The organism is Bythopirellula goksoeyrii (assembly GCF_008065115.1).
GTDB classification, from domain to species: Bacteria; Planctomycetota; Planctomycetia; order Pirellulales; family Lacipirellulaceae; genus Bythopirellula; species Bythopirellula goksoeyrii.
Genome location: NZ_CP042913.1, coordinates 976,009 through 996,276, shown reverse-complemented (window position 1 = coordinate 996,276; position 20,268 = coordinate 976,009). Strand labels below are relative to the sequence as shown.

The following is a 20,268-nucleotide window of genomic DNA, read 5'->3' as shown; positions in this document are numbered from 1 at the left end:
GGGTTTCCGCCGACGGCTGAGAAACATCTCACATCAGACGCAATTAAAGTTGCTTAAGCTCCGCCTACCAACAACGAGACAGCTTGCCCCGTGAGTTTGTGATTGAGTGCCAACATAGTTGCCGACTTGGGCAATTGAGCAGAGCACGCCACATTCAATCCTGCCGTGGGGTCGTCACAGTTCAGCGTTGGCGGAATGAGATTCTTCTGGAGTCCTAATAGGCTGATTGCCAGTTCAATGGCACCTCCCGAGGCCCCGCTGTTGCCAACAAAACTCTTGGGCGCGGTTACACTTACATCCTTTAGTTCCGCTTGGATAGCCTCGGCTTCTATAGCATCGTCTTCAATCGTGCTGAGTCCGTGGGCGTTGACATGGCCAACCTCGTCTGGCGAGACATGTCCCATCTCAAGTGCCGCCCGGATTGACTGACGAATCGACTGCCCGGTAGGTAGCTTGCCGCGGGGTACTGCTTCTGCCCGGCGACCGTAGCCCAAAATACGACCGAGAATCTTAGCACCGCGTTGCTCAGCGTGGGCCAGACTTTCGAGCACCAAGACTGCGGACCCTTCGCTCATCACAAAACCATCGCGGGCTGAGTCAAAAGGACGACTGGCAGCATCAGGGTTGTCATTGCGAGTCATGCGCGCCCCACCGTGCCAACAGACGTCGACCCAAGCTAATAGCGAGCCGGTTGCTCCAGTCAGCATCACATCGGCATGTCCGCGCGCAATGGTATCAGCAGCTTCGATGATCGCCAGCAGCGACGAAACGTCTCCCTCGACGATAGTGTTGTTTGGACCGCGAGCGTCTTTGGCAATGCCAACATGACAAGACGCCATGTTTGGCAAGTATTTCAGCATCCATAGGGGATAGAGCTGTTTTATGGCCGAGTCCCATCGTGTGAAGTCAAACTTACCGTTGTTACTTGCTTCTTGGTAAAGGGCTGTAAGGTCAGGCAATTCAGAGCGGAAGACACTTGAACCCAAGACGACACCCAATCGTTCCGAGTCGATCTTAGCTTCGTCGAGCTTGGCATCTGCCCATGCAAGCTCAGCGGCGGTAAAAGCCAATTGGGTCTCACGGCACATCACTTTGAGGCTTTTGCGGGGCTTCACATACTGTTTGCCGTCAAAGTCGGGAACCTCTCCTCCAATGGTTATCGGGAAGCCGGCTTCTACCAACCGGGGGACAGTCCGTATGCCACTCTCGCGGTTCTCTATCGCCGACCACACGGCCTCTGAGCCGATCCCCAGCGGGCAGACAATTCCCATTCCCGTGATGACAACTTCTTGCACGAATTCGACTCACACCGCTAAAATTGAGACTCTGAGAGCCCGTTGAGAGGTGCTCTGGCTGCTTGCAACCAGTCACCCCATGTACGCCTTTGAAACAACAGTTTATCGCCCGAATCGGTCGTCAACAACAGTCTGAAACGGGCCGCATTTACTGGATAATTCAGCCCTTAAGAGATAAACTTCAGGATAAAGCGAATAAATGGTCTGGCAAAGCCGACCTAGAGTTATGTTCGCCGTAGACTGTCCAAGGGAAGTCCCATCCAGTCATCTCCTATTTATCGTTTGTTGCCTTAATATCTCACCCATGAGTTTGATCACTGGCATTTCTTTCTGATTCGACCATGTCGCAAGCAATTGACTCAACTGCTATCACTGCCGATACCGAGCACCATTCGGGCGAATTCTCGCTCTCTGAGGCCCGCCGCATTGTTGGCGAGTACTTCACGCCGAATCCTTGGATCTACTGGCCCGACTTTCTCGTGAGCTGGATCGTGGCAATGGCCAGCTTTCAAGTGGTCGATTTTCCTGAACTGATCACCACAAACGTTGCCTGGCATTGGCCTGTGCGTATCGTGGCCTTTGTGATCTCCTCGCTATTGATCTACCGATGCTCGCTATTCATTCATGAGTTGGTGCATATTCGAGCGGGGGAATTCACAGCGTTTCGCTTTGTGTGGAACCTGCTGTGCGGAATCCCGTTTCTAATTCCGACATTTGTGTACTACACCCACCTCGATCACCATCGCCGCAAGCACTATGGCACGAAAGAAGACGGCGAATACATTCCGCTTGCCCGCTTGCCAGCCTGGCAGATTCTCTTCTACCTCTCGCAGATTTTTGTCATTCCCGTGGTAGCCGTTTTTCGTTTTGGGGTGCTGACTCCGCTGACCTGGATCAGCCCCACTTTGCGAAAATGGGTCCATCGCCACGCGTCTTCCATGATCATGGATCCCACGTATATTCGCCCACTGCCGACGAATAAGACACTGCGGACGATTCGTTTTCAAGAAGTTTTGGTGTTTCTGTTTATCTGGCTGGTGGCAGTGCGGATGGTATGGGCCGGTGGTCTATTGTTCGAAGAGACGTTGCCGCCGTCATTCCTGCTTCATGCTTATCTCACGGGTGTGTTCGTCTTAGCAATTAACGCGCTGCGTACTTTGGGTGCCCATCGCTGGACTCATTTGGGAGAGCACGAGATGACATTTGTTGAGCAAATGCTCGACTCGGTGAATTACCCCAAGCATCCCTTCACCGGCGGTTTGTGGGCACCGATCGGTTTGCGATATCACGCATTGCACCATATTTTTCCGACGATGCCTTATCACGCGTTGGCTGAAGCCCATCGCCGCTTGATCCGCGACCTGCCAGCGGATTCTCCCTATCGTCACTGCCAGGCCGAGTCATTACACGAGGTACTAGGCACCCTGTGGAGGCGAGCGCGGGAGAATGACAACGTTTCCGCTGAACCTAATCTGGAATTGGGCGCGTAGGGTCGGAGTTCACTCCATTCAATTCGCAGCAATACTTTCTGAGGTCCCGGCAACCGCTGCCAGATGCTCTGTCAAGAATTCGGGCAGGTCGCCGTTGAGGAGATCCTCTCCGGTGATGAAGCGGAGCTTCACCTGGTCGAGTTCGTTCTCACTCGATTTGATGGCGCGGTTGGCGGCAAGGTCGGCGATGCGGTCGGTAGTGAATGCACCCGTTGGACCGTTGAGCACCAGATCGACTCCGGCGAGTTGCTTGGTGTAGATCGTGGCCCATGGTTGACGTTGCTGGGGGACCATCACGTTGATGACTTGCTGGTTGTTCCAGAGGAATTGGGGTTGGGAAGGATTATCCTCACCTGCGGCTTCACTGGCGACTTCGCCAAGTAATTCCAGGAGTTCTTCAAGGACTTCGAGATTCCAGGCGGGTTTCTTGCCGGGTGGGAATCCCTTGCGGGCCAAGTGCCACTTGCGGCCTAGGACCTTCCAGGGCATCACGTCTTCGGGATCTTGGGGAGTGCGCTCAGATAATTTGCGAAACCCAGAGACCGCCTGCTCGAGGAACTTCCAAAACTCGGGTGTGTCAATTTCCTCCCAACTGAACGCCCGGATTTCCACTTCTTGAAACGGTGCTCGCAGGTTTTTACATTTTACCCGAGGCGTACGTCCATACGATTCGATCTCGGGGATATCGTTGAGCGGCTTCAAATCGAGTGCGACTGCCAGCTCGTCTCGCTGGAAAGTCTTTTTGGCAGTGCGGAATTTCATTTTCAACAGCCATGGTTCGCCCGTGATCGCATGGAAAAACCAACCCTCGGATTTCTTCGCCGTGGCGATCTCGACGATGGTGCGTGTGTTCCAGTTCGTCGAGGCAAAGTCGCCAAGCTCTTGGATGCGGCGTTCGACGCGGTCGAGTATCTTGCCATCCCAGTGACACGGTGCCCCACTGCGGCTTACGCGATCGCGAGTGTGCCAACGGCGACCATCAACTTCCCAGGGCATTTTGATCGAACCGCCGAGGTCATTGATTTCGACGTCCCCTTCACGCTGTTCGTTTAGAGTTTCGAAGTTGAAGGGCTTGCGTTTTTTGTGGGGGCCAGCGGCGAGGACGGGGGCGAGGGCGGTGGCGGTGTGGGAAACCATCGGCGGGGTCTTCCGGGCCGCTGAAGCGGTCTCGGCCGTCTCGATGATCTGCTCGGGGGTGCCGGTGACGACGACTTGGCCTCCTTCGGCGCCAGCTTCGGGGCCGATGTCGATAATCCAGTCGGCTTGCTTGATCACGTCGAGGTTGTGTTCGATGACGAGAACTGTGTTGCCAAGATCGACCAGACGATGAAGTACATCGAGAAGTTTGGCGATGTCGTCGAAGTGCAAGCCTGTGGTAGGTTCGTCGAGAATGTACAGAGTCCGGCCGGTATCGGGGCGAGACAATTCTGCGGCGAGTTTCACTCGCTGGGCCTCCCCTCCCGATAGCGTTGCAGCGCTCTGGCCGAGTGCTACATAGTCGAGCCCCACATCGCACAAGGTTTGCAAAGTACGACGGATCTTTGGGATATTTTCAAAAAGTTCCAACGCCTCACCGCACGACATCTCTAAAACGTCGGCGATGGATCGGCCGCGATATTGCACGTTGAGGGTATCAGGATTGAACCGCTTACCATGGCACACCTCGCAATCGACCCACACGTCGGGTAGGAAGTGCATCTCGATGCACCGTTGCCCGGCACCTTCACAGGCATCGCAGCGGCCGCCAGGGACATTGAAGCTAAAGCGGCGGGCCGAATAACCCCGCAGTTTCGCCTCGGGCAGCTGGGCGAACAGGTTTCGGATCAACTCGAACACGCCCGTGTACGTGGCCGGATTGGACGAGGGCGAGTTGCCCAGTGCTCGTTGATCGACGCGGATGACTTTGTCGATATTTTGGATGCCTACGATGCGGTCATGCCCGCCGGGATTGGTGCCGGCTCGATGAAGTGTCTTGGCGAGTTGATTGTAAAGCACGTCTTCGACGAGCGAACTCTTGCCGCTTCCACTCACGCCGGTGACGGCGGTGAGTGTGCCGAGAGGGAAGTCGACGGTGATGTTCTTGAGGTTGTTGTGGCGGGCGCCTTGGACGCGTAATGTGGTTGACTGCGCTGAAGACCGGCCCGCTGAAGCGGGCTCGGCCGTCTTTTTCTTCTTTGGCCGAGGCCGCTTCAGCGGCCCGGAATCCAAACGTCGATTAGTCGGTACGGGGATCGCCTTCTTTCCCGACAAGTACGGACCCGTCACGGAGCCACGTCGCTTGGCAACCTCGGCGGGAGTGCCTCGCGCCACCACTTCGCCACCGAGTCGCCCTGCGGCGGGACCGAAATCCAGCAGCTGATTGGCACTCTCGACCACGTCGCGGTCGTGTTCCACGACCAATAGCGTGTTGCCCAGATCGCGGAGTTTGTGCAGCGCAGAGATTAGTCGGGTGTTATCGCGTGGATGCAGCCCGACTGTGGGTTCGTCGAGTACGTAAAGTACTCCGCACAGGCCGCTCCCCACTTGGCTTGCCAAGCGAATTCGCTGCGACTCGCCACCGGAGAGTGTCGGTGCCGAACGGCCAATCGTGAGATACTCCAGACCCACTTCCAGTAGGAAGGTGAGCCGATTGCTGATCTCTCGGACCAACTCGCCGGCAACTTTTTGCTGACTCGCCGTGAGTGTCCACGCCTCGATTTCGGGAAGCAAGCGTCCCAGTGGCAGTCGGCAATACTCGCCGATTGTGCGGCCTTGAAACTTAACGGATGAGGCATCATCGCGCAAACGACTCCCACCGCACTCGCTGCATTCGATTTCGTCGACAAGATGATCGAGCTGCGCTCTGAGGCGCGGGGACATCCGCGATGCCTCCTCCAGCGCAGGATAGAGACCTTTGTATTGGAATAGGAATGCCCCATAGAGCCGCGACCGCTGGTCGCGTTCCTTTTTGTTTTTTCCATTGGCGCGACCAGCGGTCGCGGCTTTGTGGTCACATTGGATCCAATCATCTCCCGTGCCGTAGAGCACGATGCGGCGATGCCGCGGAGAGAGTTGTTCAAATGGAACATCGGTGGGAAGTCCCGTATGGTCCGACAGCGCGGCGAGCATCGCGGCGAACAGTGGTTGTTCGACCCCTGGCCACGCCAAGATGGCTCCTTCGGCGAGTGTGAGTTGGGTGCTGCGCAAAAGAGCGGCCGGATTGGCACCGATCTCGGTTCCCAAGCCCTCACAAGCTCCGCACCAACCGAGCGTGTTGTTGAACGAAAAGTGATGAGGCGAAAGTGCTTCAAAACTCCGTCCGCACTTTCCACAGGAACGGTGTTGGCTATGAACCTTGGTTCGCCAACGCGCTTCCGGGAGGTCCTCCTCGACCACGACGGTGACCATCACGCCTCGACCCAAGGAAAGAGCACTCTCGACGCTTTCCGCCAGACGACTCCGGTTGTCGCGACGAATTGTCACACGGTCTGCAATCACTTCGATCTTATGCTTACGCCGGCGATCGATCTCGGGTACGGACTCCAATTCGACGGTCTTGTCGTCGATTCGTACACGCAAGAACCCGCTCGAACGAAGGGATTGCCAGAGTTCCTCATACTTTTGCCCGGCGGCGAGTTCCACGGGGGCCATCAGGTAGAGCTTCGTTCCTTCCGGTTCGGCAAGCAGGGATTCGATTACTTCATCGACACTCTGAGTGCCGACCGGGACATCGCAATCGGGGCAGTACATTTGTCCCAACCGCGACATCAATATCCGGAAGTAGTCGTAAATCTCCGTGACGGTTCCGACAGTCGAGCGAGGAGAGTGGCCCGTTGTGCGTTGTTCGATGGCTATCGCAGGGGACAAGCCCTCGATCGACTCGACACGCGGTTTTTGCAGTTGGCCGACGAACTGGCGGGCGTAGGAACTCAGGCTCTCCACGTAGCGCCGCTGGCCTTCAGCGTAAATCGTATCCATGGCGAGCGAGCTCTTGCCGCTGCCGCTCGGGCCGCAGAAGACGGTAAACTCATCCCGAGGGATTTTCACGCTCACATCGCGGAGATTGTGTTCGCTGGCGCCTTCCACGGTGATGTGAGTGGCTTGTTTGACGGTTTCGCGGGTGGCGGATTTGGGTTTGCTGCGGGACTTGCCGTTGAGGTAGGGGGCGAGCGCGAGTGCGGTAGGGGAAACGAACGCGGAATTGTTTTTTTTATTCCGCATTCCGCATTCCGCATTCCGCATTCCAACGATTTGCTCAGGGGTGCCGGTGGCGATGATTTCGCCGCCGTGTTTACCACCGTCGGGGCCGACGTCGATGACCCAATCGGCGGTTTTCACTACGTCAAGATTGTGCTCGACGACCAATACCGTGTTTCCAGCGTCGACGAATTCGTGCAGAACTTTGAGCAGAAGCTCAATATCGGCAAAGTGCAGGCCGGTCGTGGGTTCGTCAAGTAGATAGAGTGTGCGGCCAGTTGACTTCTTCACCAATTCACGGGCGAGCTTGATCCGCTGGGCCTCACCGCCGGAAAGCGTGGGAGAGGGTTGCCCCAGCTTGAGATAATCAAGCCCCACCGCATGTAAAGTTTCTAGCTTGTTGCGGATCAATGGGATATTTTCGAAATGATCGAGCGCCTGCTGCACGTCCATTTCCAGTACGTCGGCAATAGATTTTTCTTTGTAACGAATCTGTAAGGACTCGTGATTGAAACGGTGCCCCTGACACACATTGCAGGTGATCCACACGTCGGCGAGAAAATCCATTTCCAGTTTGTTCGAGCCGTTGCCACTGCATGCCTCACATCGACCGCCGGTTACATTGAAACTGAACCGCCCCGGCTTGTATCCTCGCCGCTTCGCCTCGGGAAGCTGGGTGTAAAGCTTGCGAATCTCGTCAAACACTTTGATGTAGGTCGCTGGATTCGATCGCGGGGTGCGGCCGATCGGAGACTGGTCGATGGCAATCATCTTGTCGAGATGTTCGAGCCCTTCAATGCGGTCGTGTTCGCCCGGTTCGCCGTTGCCGCCGTTGAGATCACGGCGGAGGGCTTCGACCAGAATGTCGCTTACCAGCGAGCTCTTGCCGCTGCCACTTGCACCCGTCACACACACAAACGCCCCCAAGGGGATTTCCATGGTGACGTTCTTCAGATTGTTGTGTCGCGCACCATGGATGATGAGTTTCGACTCTGGCAGGGCATCGATCCTCCTTTGCTGCGGTACTTCAATCTTTCGACTTCCAGACAGATAGGCTCCCGTCACGCTCTTCTTGTTTTTCGCCACTTCGTCAGCCGTGCCGACTGCCATGAGTTCCCCGCCGCGCACTCCTGCACCGGGGCCGAAGTCGACCACCAGGTCGGCGGCCCGCATGGTGTCTTCATCATGCTCGACCACAACGACCGTATTGCCCTGATCTCGAAGTTGTTCGAGGGTCGAAAGGAGCCGTTCATTGTCACGAGGATGCAGACCAATCGAGGGTTCGTCGAGAATGTAGAGCACCCCAACCAGTCCGCAGCCAATTTGCCCGGCGAGGCGAATTCGCTGGGTCTCGCCACCTGAAAGCGTGGGAGCAGTGCGTCCCAGCGACAGATAATCGAGCCCCACATTCGTGAGGAACCCCAAACGACCGCGAATCTCTTTGAGCACTTCGCTGGCGATTTTCTGTTGGGTTTCGTCGAGCACCAGACCGCTGAAAAACTCCTTCGCTTCATCGATCGGAAGCGAGCAGACAACAGGAAGGGTTCCTTGCGGCTTGTCAGCGAACTTCGGGTGTGCCGTAGTGAGCGTCACTGCCGACGCCTGGGGATTGAGTCTCTCGCCAAGGCAGTCGGGGCAACGGATCACGTTCATAAACTCTTCGAGTTTGGCAATGAGCGTTTTGCTTTTGGCGCCGCGATACTTTTCCAATAGCTCAGGAATTATCCCGTCGAACGTGCCACCATACTTCTGGGAATTCTTGCCGGCACGCCAAGTGTAGGTAATGTGCTCTTCGCCGGTGCCCCAGAGCCAGAGGTATCGAAACTCTTCGGTCATTTCTTGCCAAGGAGTGTCGGTAAGTGACCCTTCGGGCAGTTCAAGTTTGCGCTCCATCGTGTCGGCGACACCCTTGTAGATGTGACGCTTCCACCGCCCAAGGTCTTTCCAGGGGCCGATCAATTCGATGCACCCTTGGGAGAGCGATTTAGTCGGATCGGGGACCAGCTTCTCGGGATCGAAGCTGAACATCGTCCCCAGACCATCACACTCGAGGCACATTCCTCGCGGACTGTTGAAGCTGAACATTTGCGGCGAGGGGGGCTGAAAACTCAATCCGCAGTAGTTGCAGGCATAGTCCGCCGAAACAACCATGTCGCCTGTTTGGACGCCGGTCCCTCGCTTAGCCTTTTTACTAGACTTCGACGGCGGTGCCGCTTCAGCGGCACTGTCCTCTTCCGCGGCGATAATCAGAGTTCCCTCGCCCAGTTTGAGAGCAAAGTCCACCGCTTCACCCAATCGAGTGCGGATCGACGGTCCGTTCACGAGCCGATCGATCACCACCTCAATGTCGTGCCGCATTTGACGGTCGAGCGAGAGATTATCTGAGAGTTGTACCACCTGGCCATCGACACGTGCGCGGACGAATCCTTTCTTGAGCAGATCTTCAAACAGGTCGCGAAATTCTCCCTTTTGCCCTCGCACAACGGGGGCCAGCACCATGAAATCTGCCTTAGCGGGGAGCGATTGAATGCGAGCAATGATTTCTTCGCGGGATTGCGCCGTGATCGGTCGTTGGCACTGAGGGCAGTGCCCCTGTCCAACACGAGCGTAGAGTACCCGCAGAAAATCGTAGATTTCGGTGATTGTTCCCACGGTCGATCGCGGATTGTTGCCAGCCGCCTTTTGGGCGATCGAGATCGACGGACTCAGGCCACTGATGTGGTCCACCTCGGGCTTGGGCATTTGGCCCAGGAATTGCCTGGCAAACGTCGAGAGACTCTCGACATAGCGCCGCTGTCCTTCAGCATAAAGTGTGTCGAAGGCAAGGGAACTTTTCCCGCTGCCACTCACGCCTGTGAGGCAGATGAGTTTGTTGCGGGGAAGTGAGAGGTCGACGCCGCGGAGGTTGTGTTCGCGGGCACCTTTGATGATGATATCTGAGGCGGGCATACGTCCGTGTGGCAAATTCAAGGGTGGGGCTTCAGCCGCGACTCAGTAAGTCACATGGCAGGAAATAGCGAACCACCCATTATACGCCTCTGGCGAGAAGAACCAACTGACGTTTTCTATTAGGAGCTACGCTTTCATGGTAATCCGCAGCACTTTTATCATTCTGTTGATGCTATCGCAGGTATTTCAGGCCATTTCTGCGGAAACAGGCCGCGATCCTGCGCGCTGGCAGACGAATATCGATGCCTTCCTCGCAACTGACCAGGAGCAACCTACCAAGCCCGGCGGAGTGGTTTTCGCGGGCAGTTCCAGCATTCGGATGTGGGATCTCAAAAAGTCGTTCCCCGAAGGGGGCTTCTTGAACCGAGGCTTTGGTGGGTCCGAGATCATCGATTCGACACACTATTTCAACGACCTCATCGGCAAACACAAACCGCGGCTTGTCGTGTTCTACGCCGGCGACAATGACGTGGCCAACGGCAACACTGCCGAGCAGGTCCATGCCGACTTCCGCGCCTTCGTCGAAAAGTTCAAAACGGAATTGCCCGATGCACGACTCGCTTATGTCGCCATCAAACCAAGCATCGCACGCTGGAGTATGGCCGAAACAATGAAATCAGCGAATAACCTGATCGCCGCCGATTGTGCGGCAGATGATCAACTCACGTTCGTCGATGTCTGGTCAGTCATGCTCGGTGACAACGGTACGCCGAAACCAGATATATTTCTCGGTGATGGCTTGCATATGAACGAAAAAGGTTACGAGCTGTGGGCGGAGTTATTGCGACCGCACTTGCAGTAATGATGTTACCATGGAACCGTCGGCGGTAGCCGAGGGATTAAGGCGTTCGACATCAGTAAATCAGAAGATTAAGATGGAAAGTAACGATTACATCTCTGATGTAGTTATTTCTTCTTAGATTGGTTAGTGACAACACATAACTAAATTCGCCATTGGGATACGCTCATGAAGCCGTTTTTTCTAGTAAACCTTTTTCTAGCTATCTTAGCATCGTTAATGACTTGTGAAGCGGCAGTCTGGAATATTGACACTATCCAGAAAATAGCAATTACAGGCGACATTATGCCAGGGACAACTGGGGTGCTAACTCAAAATGTTGCTGAGAATGGCTTCTCAGGGAATGCATTCGGTCAAGCTGTTTTCAGAGGCAGGCTAACAGGACCTGGAATTGATTCTGACAACTCCGAAGGTCTTTGGACTGGAGGTTCGCCTGCACTATCATTAGTAGCCCTCGGCGGTTCCATTGCTCCTGCGACAACTCTTTCCTTTCGCTTTATGGTCGATCCAGTAATTAATGCCCAAGGTCAAATTGTCTTATATGGTTTCTTCGATCCGAATGATGCCGGCCCCGATTTCTTTTCCGGAATTTGGAAAGCAGATGCCTCTGGACAATTGGAACTAGTTGCGCGGGCAGGAGGCAACGCTCCAGGAACAAACGGCGTCTTCGATCATTTGTCTTCAGTATTCGTCGACTTGTCCTTTAACGACTTGGGGGAAGTGTCAATTCATGCTGATATATTTGATTCGTTTGATCAAGGCATTTGGACAGACGCTGGAGGAGGTGGATTACGCTTAATTACACTCAGGAATGAAAATGCCCCAGGCACGGATACCCACTTCACTTCATTTAGGCCGGTTTCGTTAAATAATCTTGGAGAGACGGCTTTTCTTGGATTGCTTCCCTTTGGTGACGGTACTCGAAATGCAGGTATCTGGAAGGAGAAACAGATCGGGCAATTAGAATTGGTCGTACGCAAAGGGGATCTTACTCCCGATTCAACAGGGCGATTCACCGAGATCGGCAATCCGAAATTCAACAACAAAGAAAAAATAGCTTTCACTTCTGCAATCGACGCGGATTTGAATGGAACAATCGATTATCAAAGCATCTGGCAAGAAGACTCAACTGGTAATTTGACGCAGCTATTTCGGTCAGATGTTTCTTTGCCTGGAACAAGTTTTCAGTTTCGTACCATTTACGACTTTGAATTTAATAATAGCAGTGAGTATGCATTAGATGCCTTGCTGGACACAGGTAGTTCCCAGGATCGTGGTATATGGAAGGTAGACTCCGAAGGAGACATAGGTTTAGTCGCCATGCGAAATAGCTTCGCACCAGGAACCCCAAGCTCTCGTTTTGCCGAGTTCTACGATTGGACCATGAATGAACTAGGGCAAGTTGCTTTTTTTGGTCGAATATTTGGTAATGGTGTGATAGATCCTAATTCTTCTGGAATATGGGCATTAGACCAAAATGGAATTCTCAAATTAATTGTCCGCACTGGAGATTCCATTAACGTTGGTGATGCTGCGAATCCGGACTATCGCACGGTAATTGGATTGCGTTCTCCTGACCAGGGCCTAATAAGCGATAAAGGCAAAGTACTGTTTTCAGCAATTTTTGCCGATGGCGCAGGTGTGTTTTCTTCAAGTTTAGTTGCCATACCAGAGCCAAATACACTTTCAGCAGTCCTCGTGCTGCTCGTTGCAGGATTCTTCTCAATGGCGAGATATTTCATCCGTAGCTAGGTCAGTATTTCATGCTCCTTTCTCAATCAGTCTTCAAATGATTGGGCGATAGAATCTATGGCTTGATAAACATGCTTCTTATTGAACCGGCCTACGAACTGCTCGACTGTGGCGCAGGTCGCAAGCTCGAACGCTTTGGTCCCTGGGTGCTCGATCGTCCAGCGCCAGGTGCCGATGGGGCACAAACTCAGCCAGATTTGTGGGAATCGGTTTCCGCTCGATATACCGGTAGCCGCACGACCGAAGGCTCTTGGAAACCGGCGATCAAGAAGTGGCCGAAAGCATCGGTGGAATTCCCGGTGACTCTCACTGAAGGCAAGCAATTCAGAATGTTGCTCTCGCCGTTGCCCTCGGGACAGATTGGCGTCTTTCCAGAACAGTTGGGCAATTGGCAGTGGATTGCGCGACAGGCCGCTAAGCCGCAAGCGGCAAAGGTTCTGAATCTATTTGGATATACGGGAGGAAGTACGCTGACGGCGGCGGTGGCAGGGGCGGAGGTCACGCATGTCGACGCTGCGAAGTCTATGGTCGCTCGGGCTCGGGAGAACGCAGAGCTATCTGGCTTGGCTGAGGCACCGATACGTTGGATTGTGGAGGATGCAGTCAAGTTTTGCCAGCGAGAAGTGAAACGGGGGAATACGTATGACGCAGTGATTCTCGATCCCCCCAGTTATGGCCATGGCCCCAAAGGTGAAGGCTGGTCGATCAAGCGTGATCTGCTGCCGCTGTTGAATCTCTGCAAAGAACTCACAGAGAGTCGACCCAAGTTCGTGCTGTTAACATGCCATACTCCTAGTATCGGACCAGCAGAATTGAGTGCCTATCTCTCGGATGGTCTATTTGGCCACTGTGGCCAACCGCCCAAGAGCGGTACGCTGTATCTTAAGACATCAAGTGGCCGAAAGCTGGCAAGTGGAGATTTCGCACACTGGCCGGGGTAAGTTTTGAATACCGTGCGACGCGATGCATAGCGGCTGAAACATTATGGCTCGTCACGAAATTACCAGTCGGCAAAATGAACGCGTCAAGCAGGCGGTCAAACTGCGTGATGCGCGACAGCGTGGGAAACAGCAGCGGTTTATTATCGACGGGGTGCGAGAGATTGGTCGTGCACTTGACGCAGGAATCGATGTAGTAGAAGTGTTTCTTTGTCCATCCTTATGCAATTCGCCCACGGTACAACAACTACTCACTCGCTTGGACGAATCGGCGGCTATTGTAGCTGAGGTGACAGGTGATGTATTCGAAAAACTGGCCTTTGGAGCGCGGGGCGATGGCGTGGTGGTAATTGCCAATACCCCGGCGCGAAACATCAACGTACTCGAGATTCCGGCGAATCCACTGATAGCCGTCTTGGAGCGCCTCGAAAAACCGGGTAACGTAGGAGCAATCCTTCGCTCGGCCGACGGTGCTGGCGTCGATGCGGTGATCATCGTTGATCCGCAGACAGACCTCTTCAATCCCAACACAATCCGTGCCAGCGTGGGGACTGTCTTCTCGAAGCAAGTTTGTACAGCGTCGCCTGCGGAAACGCTTGCCCGACTCCGGGAATGGGGAGTTGCTCTGATCGCCGCCCGACCTGAGGTAGACCGACTTTACACCGATATCGACTATTCCCAGGGGATTGCTATTGTGCTTGGAAGCGAAGCAAATGGACTGACCGATGCATGGCAACAAGCCGATATTGCGGGGGTGCGACTTCCCATGCAGGGCATTGCGGACAGCCTGAATGTTTCAACTACAGCCGCGGTATTGTTTTACGAGGCCCTTCGCCAAAGAAATTGAGTAGCCATGTGTAGCTGTTTGCTAGTATATTATTCCCTTTCATGACGACTGTTCATTGCTAATTCATGCAGAGAGAGAAAGTATTCCATGACCCAGAAGAATCACAATCACAAACACTCCGACTCTCACAACCACAATCATCAGAAAGCTTCTTCGGGCTCGGGGATTCACCGCGATTGGCGATTCTGGGGCGTTATTGCCATGTTGGTTGCCATCGTACTCTACGTCATGACCATGGATGAGTCACTCGAACCAGCAGGTGATGGTGAGCAGGTCCCCGCGGCGGATGCATTGTAGCTCGAGAGCAGCCAGGTACTTTGCTGATAGCCAGACCACAGCGTCAATTTCTGGAGTTTCAATATGCCTACTGACACAAACGAAAACTGGGGCAAGTGTCCCAAGTGTGGGTCTCCCCTTTTGATTGACCCCGTTACGACTCAGATGGAGGCTTGCAGCAACTGCCTGTCGGGAGCCTCCCCTGTGGGACTCTTTGCAGGGGGAATCGGGATCCTGTTGGGGCTTGCGGTGGTTGCTCTGATTTTATTCTTTAGCCTCTGGTTACTGCTTGGTTAGACCTTTAATCCGTATGTGGTGTGCAACCATTTAAGCGGGCAAAATTGGCGATACTTCCCGATTGCTGGCAACCAGGAAGCCACGGCTTCTCCCAGAGGTCGAATCAATGTCAGTCATAGCGTTGTACAACATCTCCCCCTTGACCCAGCATGGCGGCAACTTGTAGCGAGCCACGTCCATCAAGAGGAAACGGTCTTCTCCCGAGTGGTAGGCAGCCAGCGGTGAGAAGTGCCCGTTGCCCTTCTGGCCGAGAGTCCGTCGACCAAAATCGATAATGACACGTCGGTTCGGCGCCTTCAAAGTCTCGATGAGAAGATTGCGACAGGCACCAACATCCATGGAGTCTGCAAAACAGACATCAACTTGGATATCGAACACGCTCAAGATATTGGCAAGTTGTTCGAGCGTATTACCCCCCTTTTCGACATCCAGCGGGCGGCGACGATGCAACACTTCGTCGGTGAACAAGTTATCCTGTGTAAACATTTTGTACGGATAAATTTGCGGCTCATCTGGGGCCTCCAATCCTAGCGAATTCAGAATCGTGACACCGCTGGCTATACCGCAGTAGGTTAAATACTTCTCGCTGATAAAAAATCGGCAGATTGTCCAAAAGTGCCCTTTGACGTCCGCACTATTGAACAGCGAGGCACCTTCTTCAGTGTCAAAGTAAACAGGATTGATGTCTGCCATAAGGGGGAAGAGTCCGTACCGAGCGATCTGCGGAAACAGCTCCGAGGATTTTGGGCTATTCGTTTACAAAGTACAAGTGCATCATCTAACTTTACGCTGGTCTCATAGAGACCGGTACGACAAGTGAGGTCCCACACAATGGAACTACAACTACAGGCCATTGCAACCGTGCTAGCCCTGGTGAATCCCGTCATGTGCGGGGCAATCTTTATGCGGGTGGAGGGGAACCGTCCACGACGCGATCTGTTGATCGACGCAACCATGGCTAGCCTCACGGTCCTGGTAATCCTGATACTGGCAGCATTGGTCGGTACAAGGATCCTGCATTTGTTCGGCGTTTCGCTTGACGCATTCTCAGTCGCAGGGGGAGGGGTACTGTCTTGGATCGGTTTCTCTATGTTGAGCAACACTTCGAGTGAACAGCAGCAAGAAACGCGAGCAGAAAAAAGCCAAAAACCATCGCTTGCTCCTCTCATTCTGTTTGCAGCAAGTCCAGGTACGATTACCGGTGTCATCACCCTGGCAGCAGCTCACGGCAAGAATGCATTTCCTGTCACTGCACTAGTCGCCGTCGTTGTAGCCGCGATAGGGATGTGGCTATGGATTTTGTTGGCGATCTCGATGGGCAGTCACACAAAAGGGGGCGGTCTAGTCCGTAGCACGGCGACCCAGTTCATGGGCTTGATCGTGATCGCGATGGGTATTCAATTCGTTCTCACGGGAATAAGGGAGTTCTTCGCACACTGAATAAGGATGCTGTAATTCATTGCATTGGATCAGAAACTCCCCATTTTATTTCAAAGAATTTGCTAGTTAATTACCTGGCTTGGTGTTATATTGCTGGCGCTGCAAGGATAGGGGGAGCAGCAAGTCTGTTATCTCTTCTTTTTTGACGGAGGCATTTCGATGCGTCGTTATCTTCTGAGCCTGTCAAGCGCGCTTGTGTTTGGAACTTCGTTCGTTGGGTTTAGTACAGAAGGGCTCGGCCAAATCTGGACCGGCCTGGGGGACGGTGAGACATGGCTCGACGGGTCAAACTGGGACGCAGGCATTGCCCCTCAAGTGCCGGGGAATTCTGCCTTCTTTGATGCGAACTTTGGAATACCACAAGTCCCGATTCAAATGGATGGTGCCATCGCGATCAGTTCGCTTGACCTCCTCAATGCTCCCGGGGACGTTGTGATTGCCGATGACGAACCTCTGCATCCCTTTCTGGCTTTCGAACTCGACAATGGCGGAGCGGCTGTGCCTATCAAACTCGATGCCGCGCCAGGCTATTCACTTACCTTCGCTGAGAGCCTCTCGTCACTCCAGTTCAATGACGATGTGGAGGTTGATCATCAGGGCTCAGCTGGAGACGTATTCCGAATCGCTTCCCGAGTCTTAGGCAGTAAATCTCTCACATTTCTTCCCGGTTCTGGGCGTGCCGAACTTATTGGCTCTTTTTTTCAACTCGATGGCCTTACCACTGATATCGATACAAAACTGGGAGATTTTGGCTTCCTGGCAACGCAGGATGTATTTTCCCTCAGTGGAGATCTTACCATCGGTCCTGCTGGTAGGGCCGAAGTGGCGGCGTTCGTTCAAACCCCTGGGAATCTGGTAAATGATGGGTTCCTGCTTGTGGAACCTGAGTCGTTTGTGTCTGTCGGAGACCTGGTCGGCACCGGGCCTATCGATGTTTTCGATTTCGCCACGTTGCGAGCCAACAACGGCGCTGGCTTGTATTCAGGAGGAGTCCAAGTCTTCGGAGGAACGTTGAGTGTCGGGAGCCCGTTTGGTGGCCCTCCCGGACAGGTCACCCTTCATCACTTTGCCACCATAGGAACAACCAGCCCGTTGTACAATCCGACACTCGACCCTGCAGTTACTGTCGATCCAAGTATCGTTAACCCGGGCGAGACCGGACTGGCCATCGACAACGTGCCGGGTTACTCCTTGCCGATCGATCTCAATTTCAACAACGGGGTGCCAAATTCCTATCGCCTGGGAAGTCCTAGTCTAGCCAGCATCGCAGCAGGAACACCTGTCGTGCCTTTTGATACCGGTGGAGGATTCCCAGCCTACTTCATGGGAGGAACAGGCCGACTAGAAATTGACACGATGCTCACGGACTCAACCATCAGTGGTGCGTCAACAGCATTCTTCATGCTCAGGACTCTTCAGTTCCCATTTGGACTAAACACGGGCTCGATTGTACTGAACAACATCAATACTTTTACTGGTCCCGTGCTAGTGGAGCAGGAGCAGTTGTGGCTCGAGCATCCTCAAGCTGTAGGCTCGGCAACGGCTTTGGATATTGTGGCCACGAATTCTCAGTACCAGGGTGGAAACTACCAACACGGTACCCTGGTGCTGAATCCAGCATTCATAGGCGCATATGCAGGTTCACGTCCGCAACTCTTTGGTGGGGCCTTGGGGTTCTCGACGCCACATGTGATCTCTTTTTTACCGACGCTCACGGGATCGTTGGGGAACACAACGTTCGATGCCAGTGGTTTTGACGGAGGCTCTCCGATGTCGAACCTGTTTGCCCTAGGGGGAACCAACGTGATCACTCAGGATCCCACGTTTGTCATCGATGACGGTCTCGATCCGAATGGCAATCCTGTCGTACTGATCACGACCGATCAAGCGTTCGTTGAACTGACTCGTCCCAATTTACACTCGGGCGGAACCGCTGTAGTCGGCCGCAGTATTTTGCAAATCAGCGATTCGAATCAACTTGGAACCGGACCGCTGAATATTTCCGATCAGGCCACTTTGCGGATCACCTCTTCTACGAACATTCTCAACAACATCGATCTCCACGATACGTTTCAATTCGCAAATGCGGGAATTGAGGTGCTCAGTGGCCAATCGGTCATCTTTGAAGGGAACATGAGTACCGCTGACGCTCCACAGGGAACCTTGACGAAGCAGGGAGCTGGCCGACTGGAGTTCAATCCCTTGCTGCCATGGTCCCCGCTAGGTCAGGAAAATCTCTGGGGACTACGCATTGCACAGGGTGACGTTCAGTTGCATCAATTGCCCGAATACGAGCCAGGTCCTTTCAATTGGCAAATGGGACCCTTAGTTTTCACAGGGCTCACAACGAGCCTCGATGTATCATCAGCAGCCATTGGCAATGCTACCAACTTCGACAACGCGGGATTTCGAGTTTTGCGCGCAAGCCCTGGGACGACCACTAAACTCTCGGTAGACACGAACACGGATCTCAAGATTGCTGGTGCGAGCGATCCGAACGAAATCTATGGGCGCGTCGACAAAGTGGGCAGGGGTACTCTCTGGTTAGGAGGCGACTCAAGTGGCGGTGACGCACATGGTTCTCGTTACGATGGCCGCGGTGATCTGAATATCATGGAAGGTGCGGTTCGCATCGGCAATCTTCCAGGCACGGATGATGCAGCCCGCGCTTTTCCGGATGATATCATCTTGCGGATCCAGAACAATGCGACCCTCATCAAAGAGCAGGACCAGCCGGGGCGTGTGCATTCGTTGTTCGTCAATGATCAGAGCGGTCCTGGTGTGGCGGAAGTCATACTATTCGGCGGCTTCAGCCCCTTGGGCGATGGTTCACTCAATGTTGAACTCGACGCCAACGGTACCTTCGACATCACAGGTGTCTTGCTAAAGCTTGGCAATGCACCACTACGATTCAGCGCCCAACCAGGCGCAACTGTGAACATTAGTGGTGGGATACAAATCGATGACGGCACCGTGGAAGTGGATGGCTCAGGCATCGATCCCTTTACCGACACGGTCGGTGGCAATTCGATTGCGGTGACCAATAATGTCATTACGGGGGGGCTTCGAATCACGGCGGGAACGGTAAGCGTTCAAAATCTTAGCGGACTTGGCCGAACTCGCGTAGATACTGGAGCGAAACTTGAAATTCTTACCCCATTCCAGGTCCAGAATATCTTCGAAGTAAATGGCGAAATTCAGGCGCCTATCCTACTAGTGAACGAATTGATGACGGGACGTGGGGTAGTGACCGGTGACGTAACTTTTCTCAACGGAGCAATCGCTCCCAACGACAACGTCAACCCCGGCACTCCCACTCCAGCGGCGCTCAAGATCACGGGGAGTCTGAATATGGGTTTAGGAAATGAATTGAATATCGATGTTGATGGCACCTCCTTCACGAACGACTTTGTCGATATCGGCGGCAATGCAAATCTGAGTGGTGCGTTGACGATCGACGTCCATACTCCCTTTAATTCACTGGGCACGAGTTCTCATGTGATCCTCAGTGCTGGGGGAGGAATTCCTTCGCTGTTCAGTACTGTTCCTGCTCCGGGAGACTATCTCGGCTCGGGAGTCGAATTCCTCGGCATCACTTATGGCCCAAACGATATTACCGTCGACTTGTTACAAACCGCCTATGCTGACTTCGATGGTGACCTGGATGTCGATATCGCCGACTACATTGCTTGGAGCTTCAACTACGGTTCAGTTGGTGTAAGTCATGCACAAGGAGACGCAGATCTGGATGGCGACGTCGATGGCAACGACTTTCTCATCTGGCAGCGGCAAGTTGGCACGGTTTTTTCCTTGAACCCTTCGATCACGCCGAGCAATGTGCCAGAGCCTTCGGCCATTGGTCTACTCGTAATCACATTTATTCTGTGTTCGGAAGGTCGCAGAGGTGGTCCGAGGGAAAGGTCTAAAGAGGGGCATTTGCCCTGCCAGCTTCGCTCCTAATAGCTTTCGCAGTAAGACGTTGCGCAAAGTGTAGCGATCTTCTGAGTTG

The 20,268-nt window shown here is 53.8% G+C and carries 12 protein-coding genes; 9 read left to right on the top strand and 3 right to left on the bottom strand.

Features of this window, described 5'->3' with window-relative positions; translation table 11 throughout:
- Window positions 1-53: 53 nt before the first annotated feature.
- On the bottom strand, window positions 54-1,295 hold the full coding sequence (locus tag Pr1d_RS03975) for a beta-ketoacyl-[acyl-carrier-protein] synthase family protein (RefSeq protein WP_148072312.1): 1,242 nt from the start codon (window positions 1,293-1,295) through the stop codon (window positions 54-56).
- A 341-nt stretch (window positions 1,296-1,636) separates the two neighbouring features.
- Between Pr1d_RS03975 and Pr1d_RS03970 the strand changes: the two genes are divergently transcribed.
- Window positions 1,637-2,785, top strand: coding sequence for a fatty acid desaturase family protein (locus Pr1d_RS03970; RefSeq protein ID WP_148072311.1), 1,149 nt, complete (start codon window positions 1,637-1,639; stop codon window positions 2,783-2,785).
- A gap of 18 nt (window positions 2,786-2,803) precedes the next feature.
- Here the strand turns inward: Pr1d_RS03970 and uvrA are convergent, their stop codons facing one another.
- Window positions 2,804-9,910 (bottom strand): excinuclease ABC subunit UvrA, encoded by a 7,107-nt coding sequence (uvrA, locus tag Pr1d_RS03965; RefSeq protein ID WP_148076251.1) that lies wholly within the window; start codon window positions 9,908-9,910, stop codon window positions 2,804-2,806.
- Between the two features lie 136 nt (window positions 9,911-10,046).
- Between uvrA and Pr1d_RS03960 the strand changes: the two genes are divergently transcribed.
- The 6 genes from Pr1d_RS03960 to Pr1d_RS03935 all read left to right on the top strand — a co-directional run bounded on the left by Pr1d_RS03960 (window position 10,047) and on the right by Pr1d_RS03935 (window position 14,819).
- Window positions 10,047-10,712, top strand: a complete 666-nt coding sequence (locus tag Pr1d_RS03960; RefSeq protein WP_148072310.1) for a GDSL-type esterase/lipase family protein — start codon at window positions 10,047-10,049, stop codon at window positions 10,710-10,712.
- 165 nt (window positions 10,713-10,877) lie between these two features.
- Window positions 10,878-12,461, top strand: a complete 1,584-nt coding sequence (locus Pr1d_RS03955; RefSeq protein WP_148072309.1) for a DUF7453 family protein — start codon at window positions 10,878-10,880, stop codon at window positions 12,459-12,461.
- Between the two features lie 71 nt (window positions 12,462-12,532).
- Window positions 12,533-13,402 (top strand): class I SAM-dependent methyltransferase, encoded by an 870-nt coding sequence (locus tag Pr1d_RS03950; protein ID WP_148072308.1) that lies wholly within the window; start codon window positions 12,533-12,535, stop codon window positions 13,400-13,402.
- 43 nt (window positions 13,403-13,445) lie between these two features.
- Window positions 13,446-14,246: a TrmH family RNA methyltransferase gene (locus Pr1d_RS03945; RefSeq protein WP_148072307.1), complete on the top strand. Its 801-nt coding sequence runs from the start codon at window positions 13,446-13,448 to the stop codon at window positions 14,244-14,246.
- Between the two features lie 87 nt (window positions 14,247-14,333).
- On the top strand, window positions 14,334-14,543 hold the full coding sequence (locus Pr1d_RS03940) for a hypothetical protein (RefSeq protein WP_148072306.1): 210 nt from the start codon (window positions 14,334-14,336) through the stop codon (window positions 14,541-14,543).
- Between the two features lie 63 nt (window positions 14,544-14,606).
- Window positions 14,607-14,819: a hypothetical protein gene (locus Pr1d_RS03935; protein WP_148072305.1), complete on the top strand. Its 213-nt coding sequence runs from the start codon at window positions 14,607-14,609 to the stop codon at window positions 14,817-14,819.
- Window positions 14,820-14,849: 30 nt separating this feature from the next.
- On the opposite strand, the gene Pr1d_RS03930 is transcribed toward Pr1d_RS03935, so the two are convergent.
- A complete protein-coding gene (locus Pr1d_RS03930) occupies window positions 14,850-15,512 on the bottom strand; it encodes a phytochelatin synthase family protein (RefSeq protein WP_148072304.1) in 663 nt (220 codons plus the stop codon).
- Window positions 15,513-15,650: 138 nt separating this feature from the next.
- Between Pr1d_RS03930 and Pr1d_RS03925 the strand changes: the two genes are divergently transcribed.
- Together Pr1d_RS03925 and Pr1d_RS03920 are read left to right on the top strand one after the other, a co-directional pair.
- Entirely contained in the window at window positions 15,651-16,259 is a 609-nt protein-coding gene (locus tag Pr1d_RS03925; RefSeq protein ID WP_148072303.1) for a MarC family protein, read from the top strand.
- 159 nt (window positions 16,260-16,418) lie between these two features.
- The gene (locus tag Pr1d_RS03920; RefSeq protein ID WP_148072302.1) at window positions 16,419-20,219 is read left to right on the top strand and encodes a hypothetical protein; all 3,801 of its coding nucleotides are present in this window, start codon (window positions 16,419-16,421) and stop codon (window positions 20,217-20,219) included.
- Window positions 20,220-20,268 lie beyond the last annotated feature (49 nt).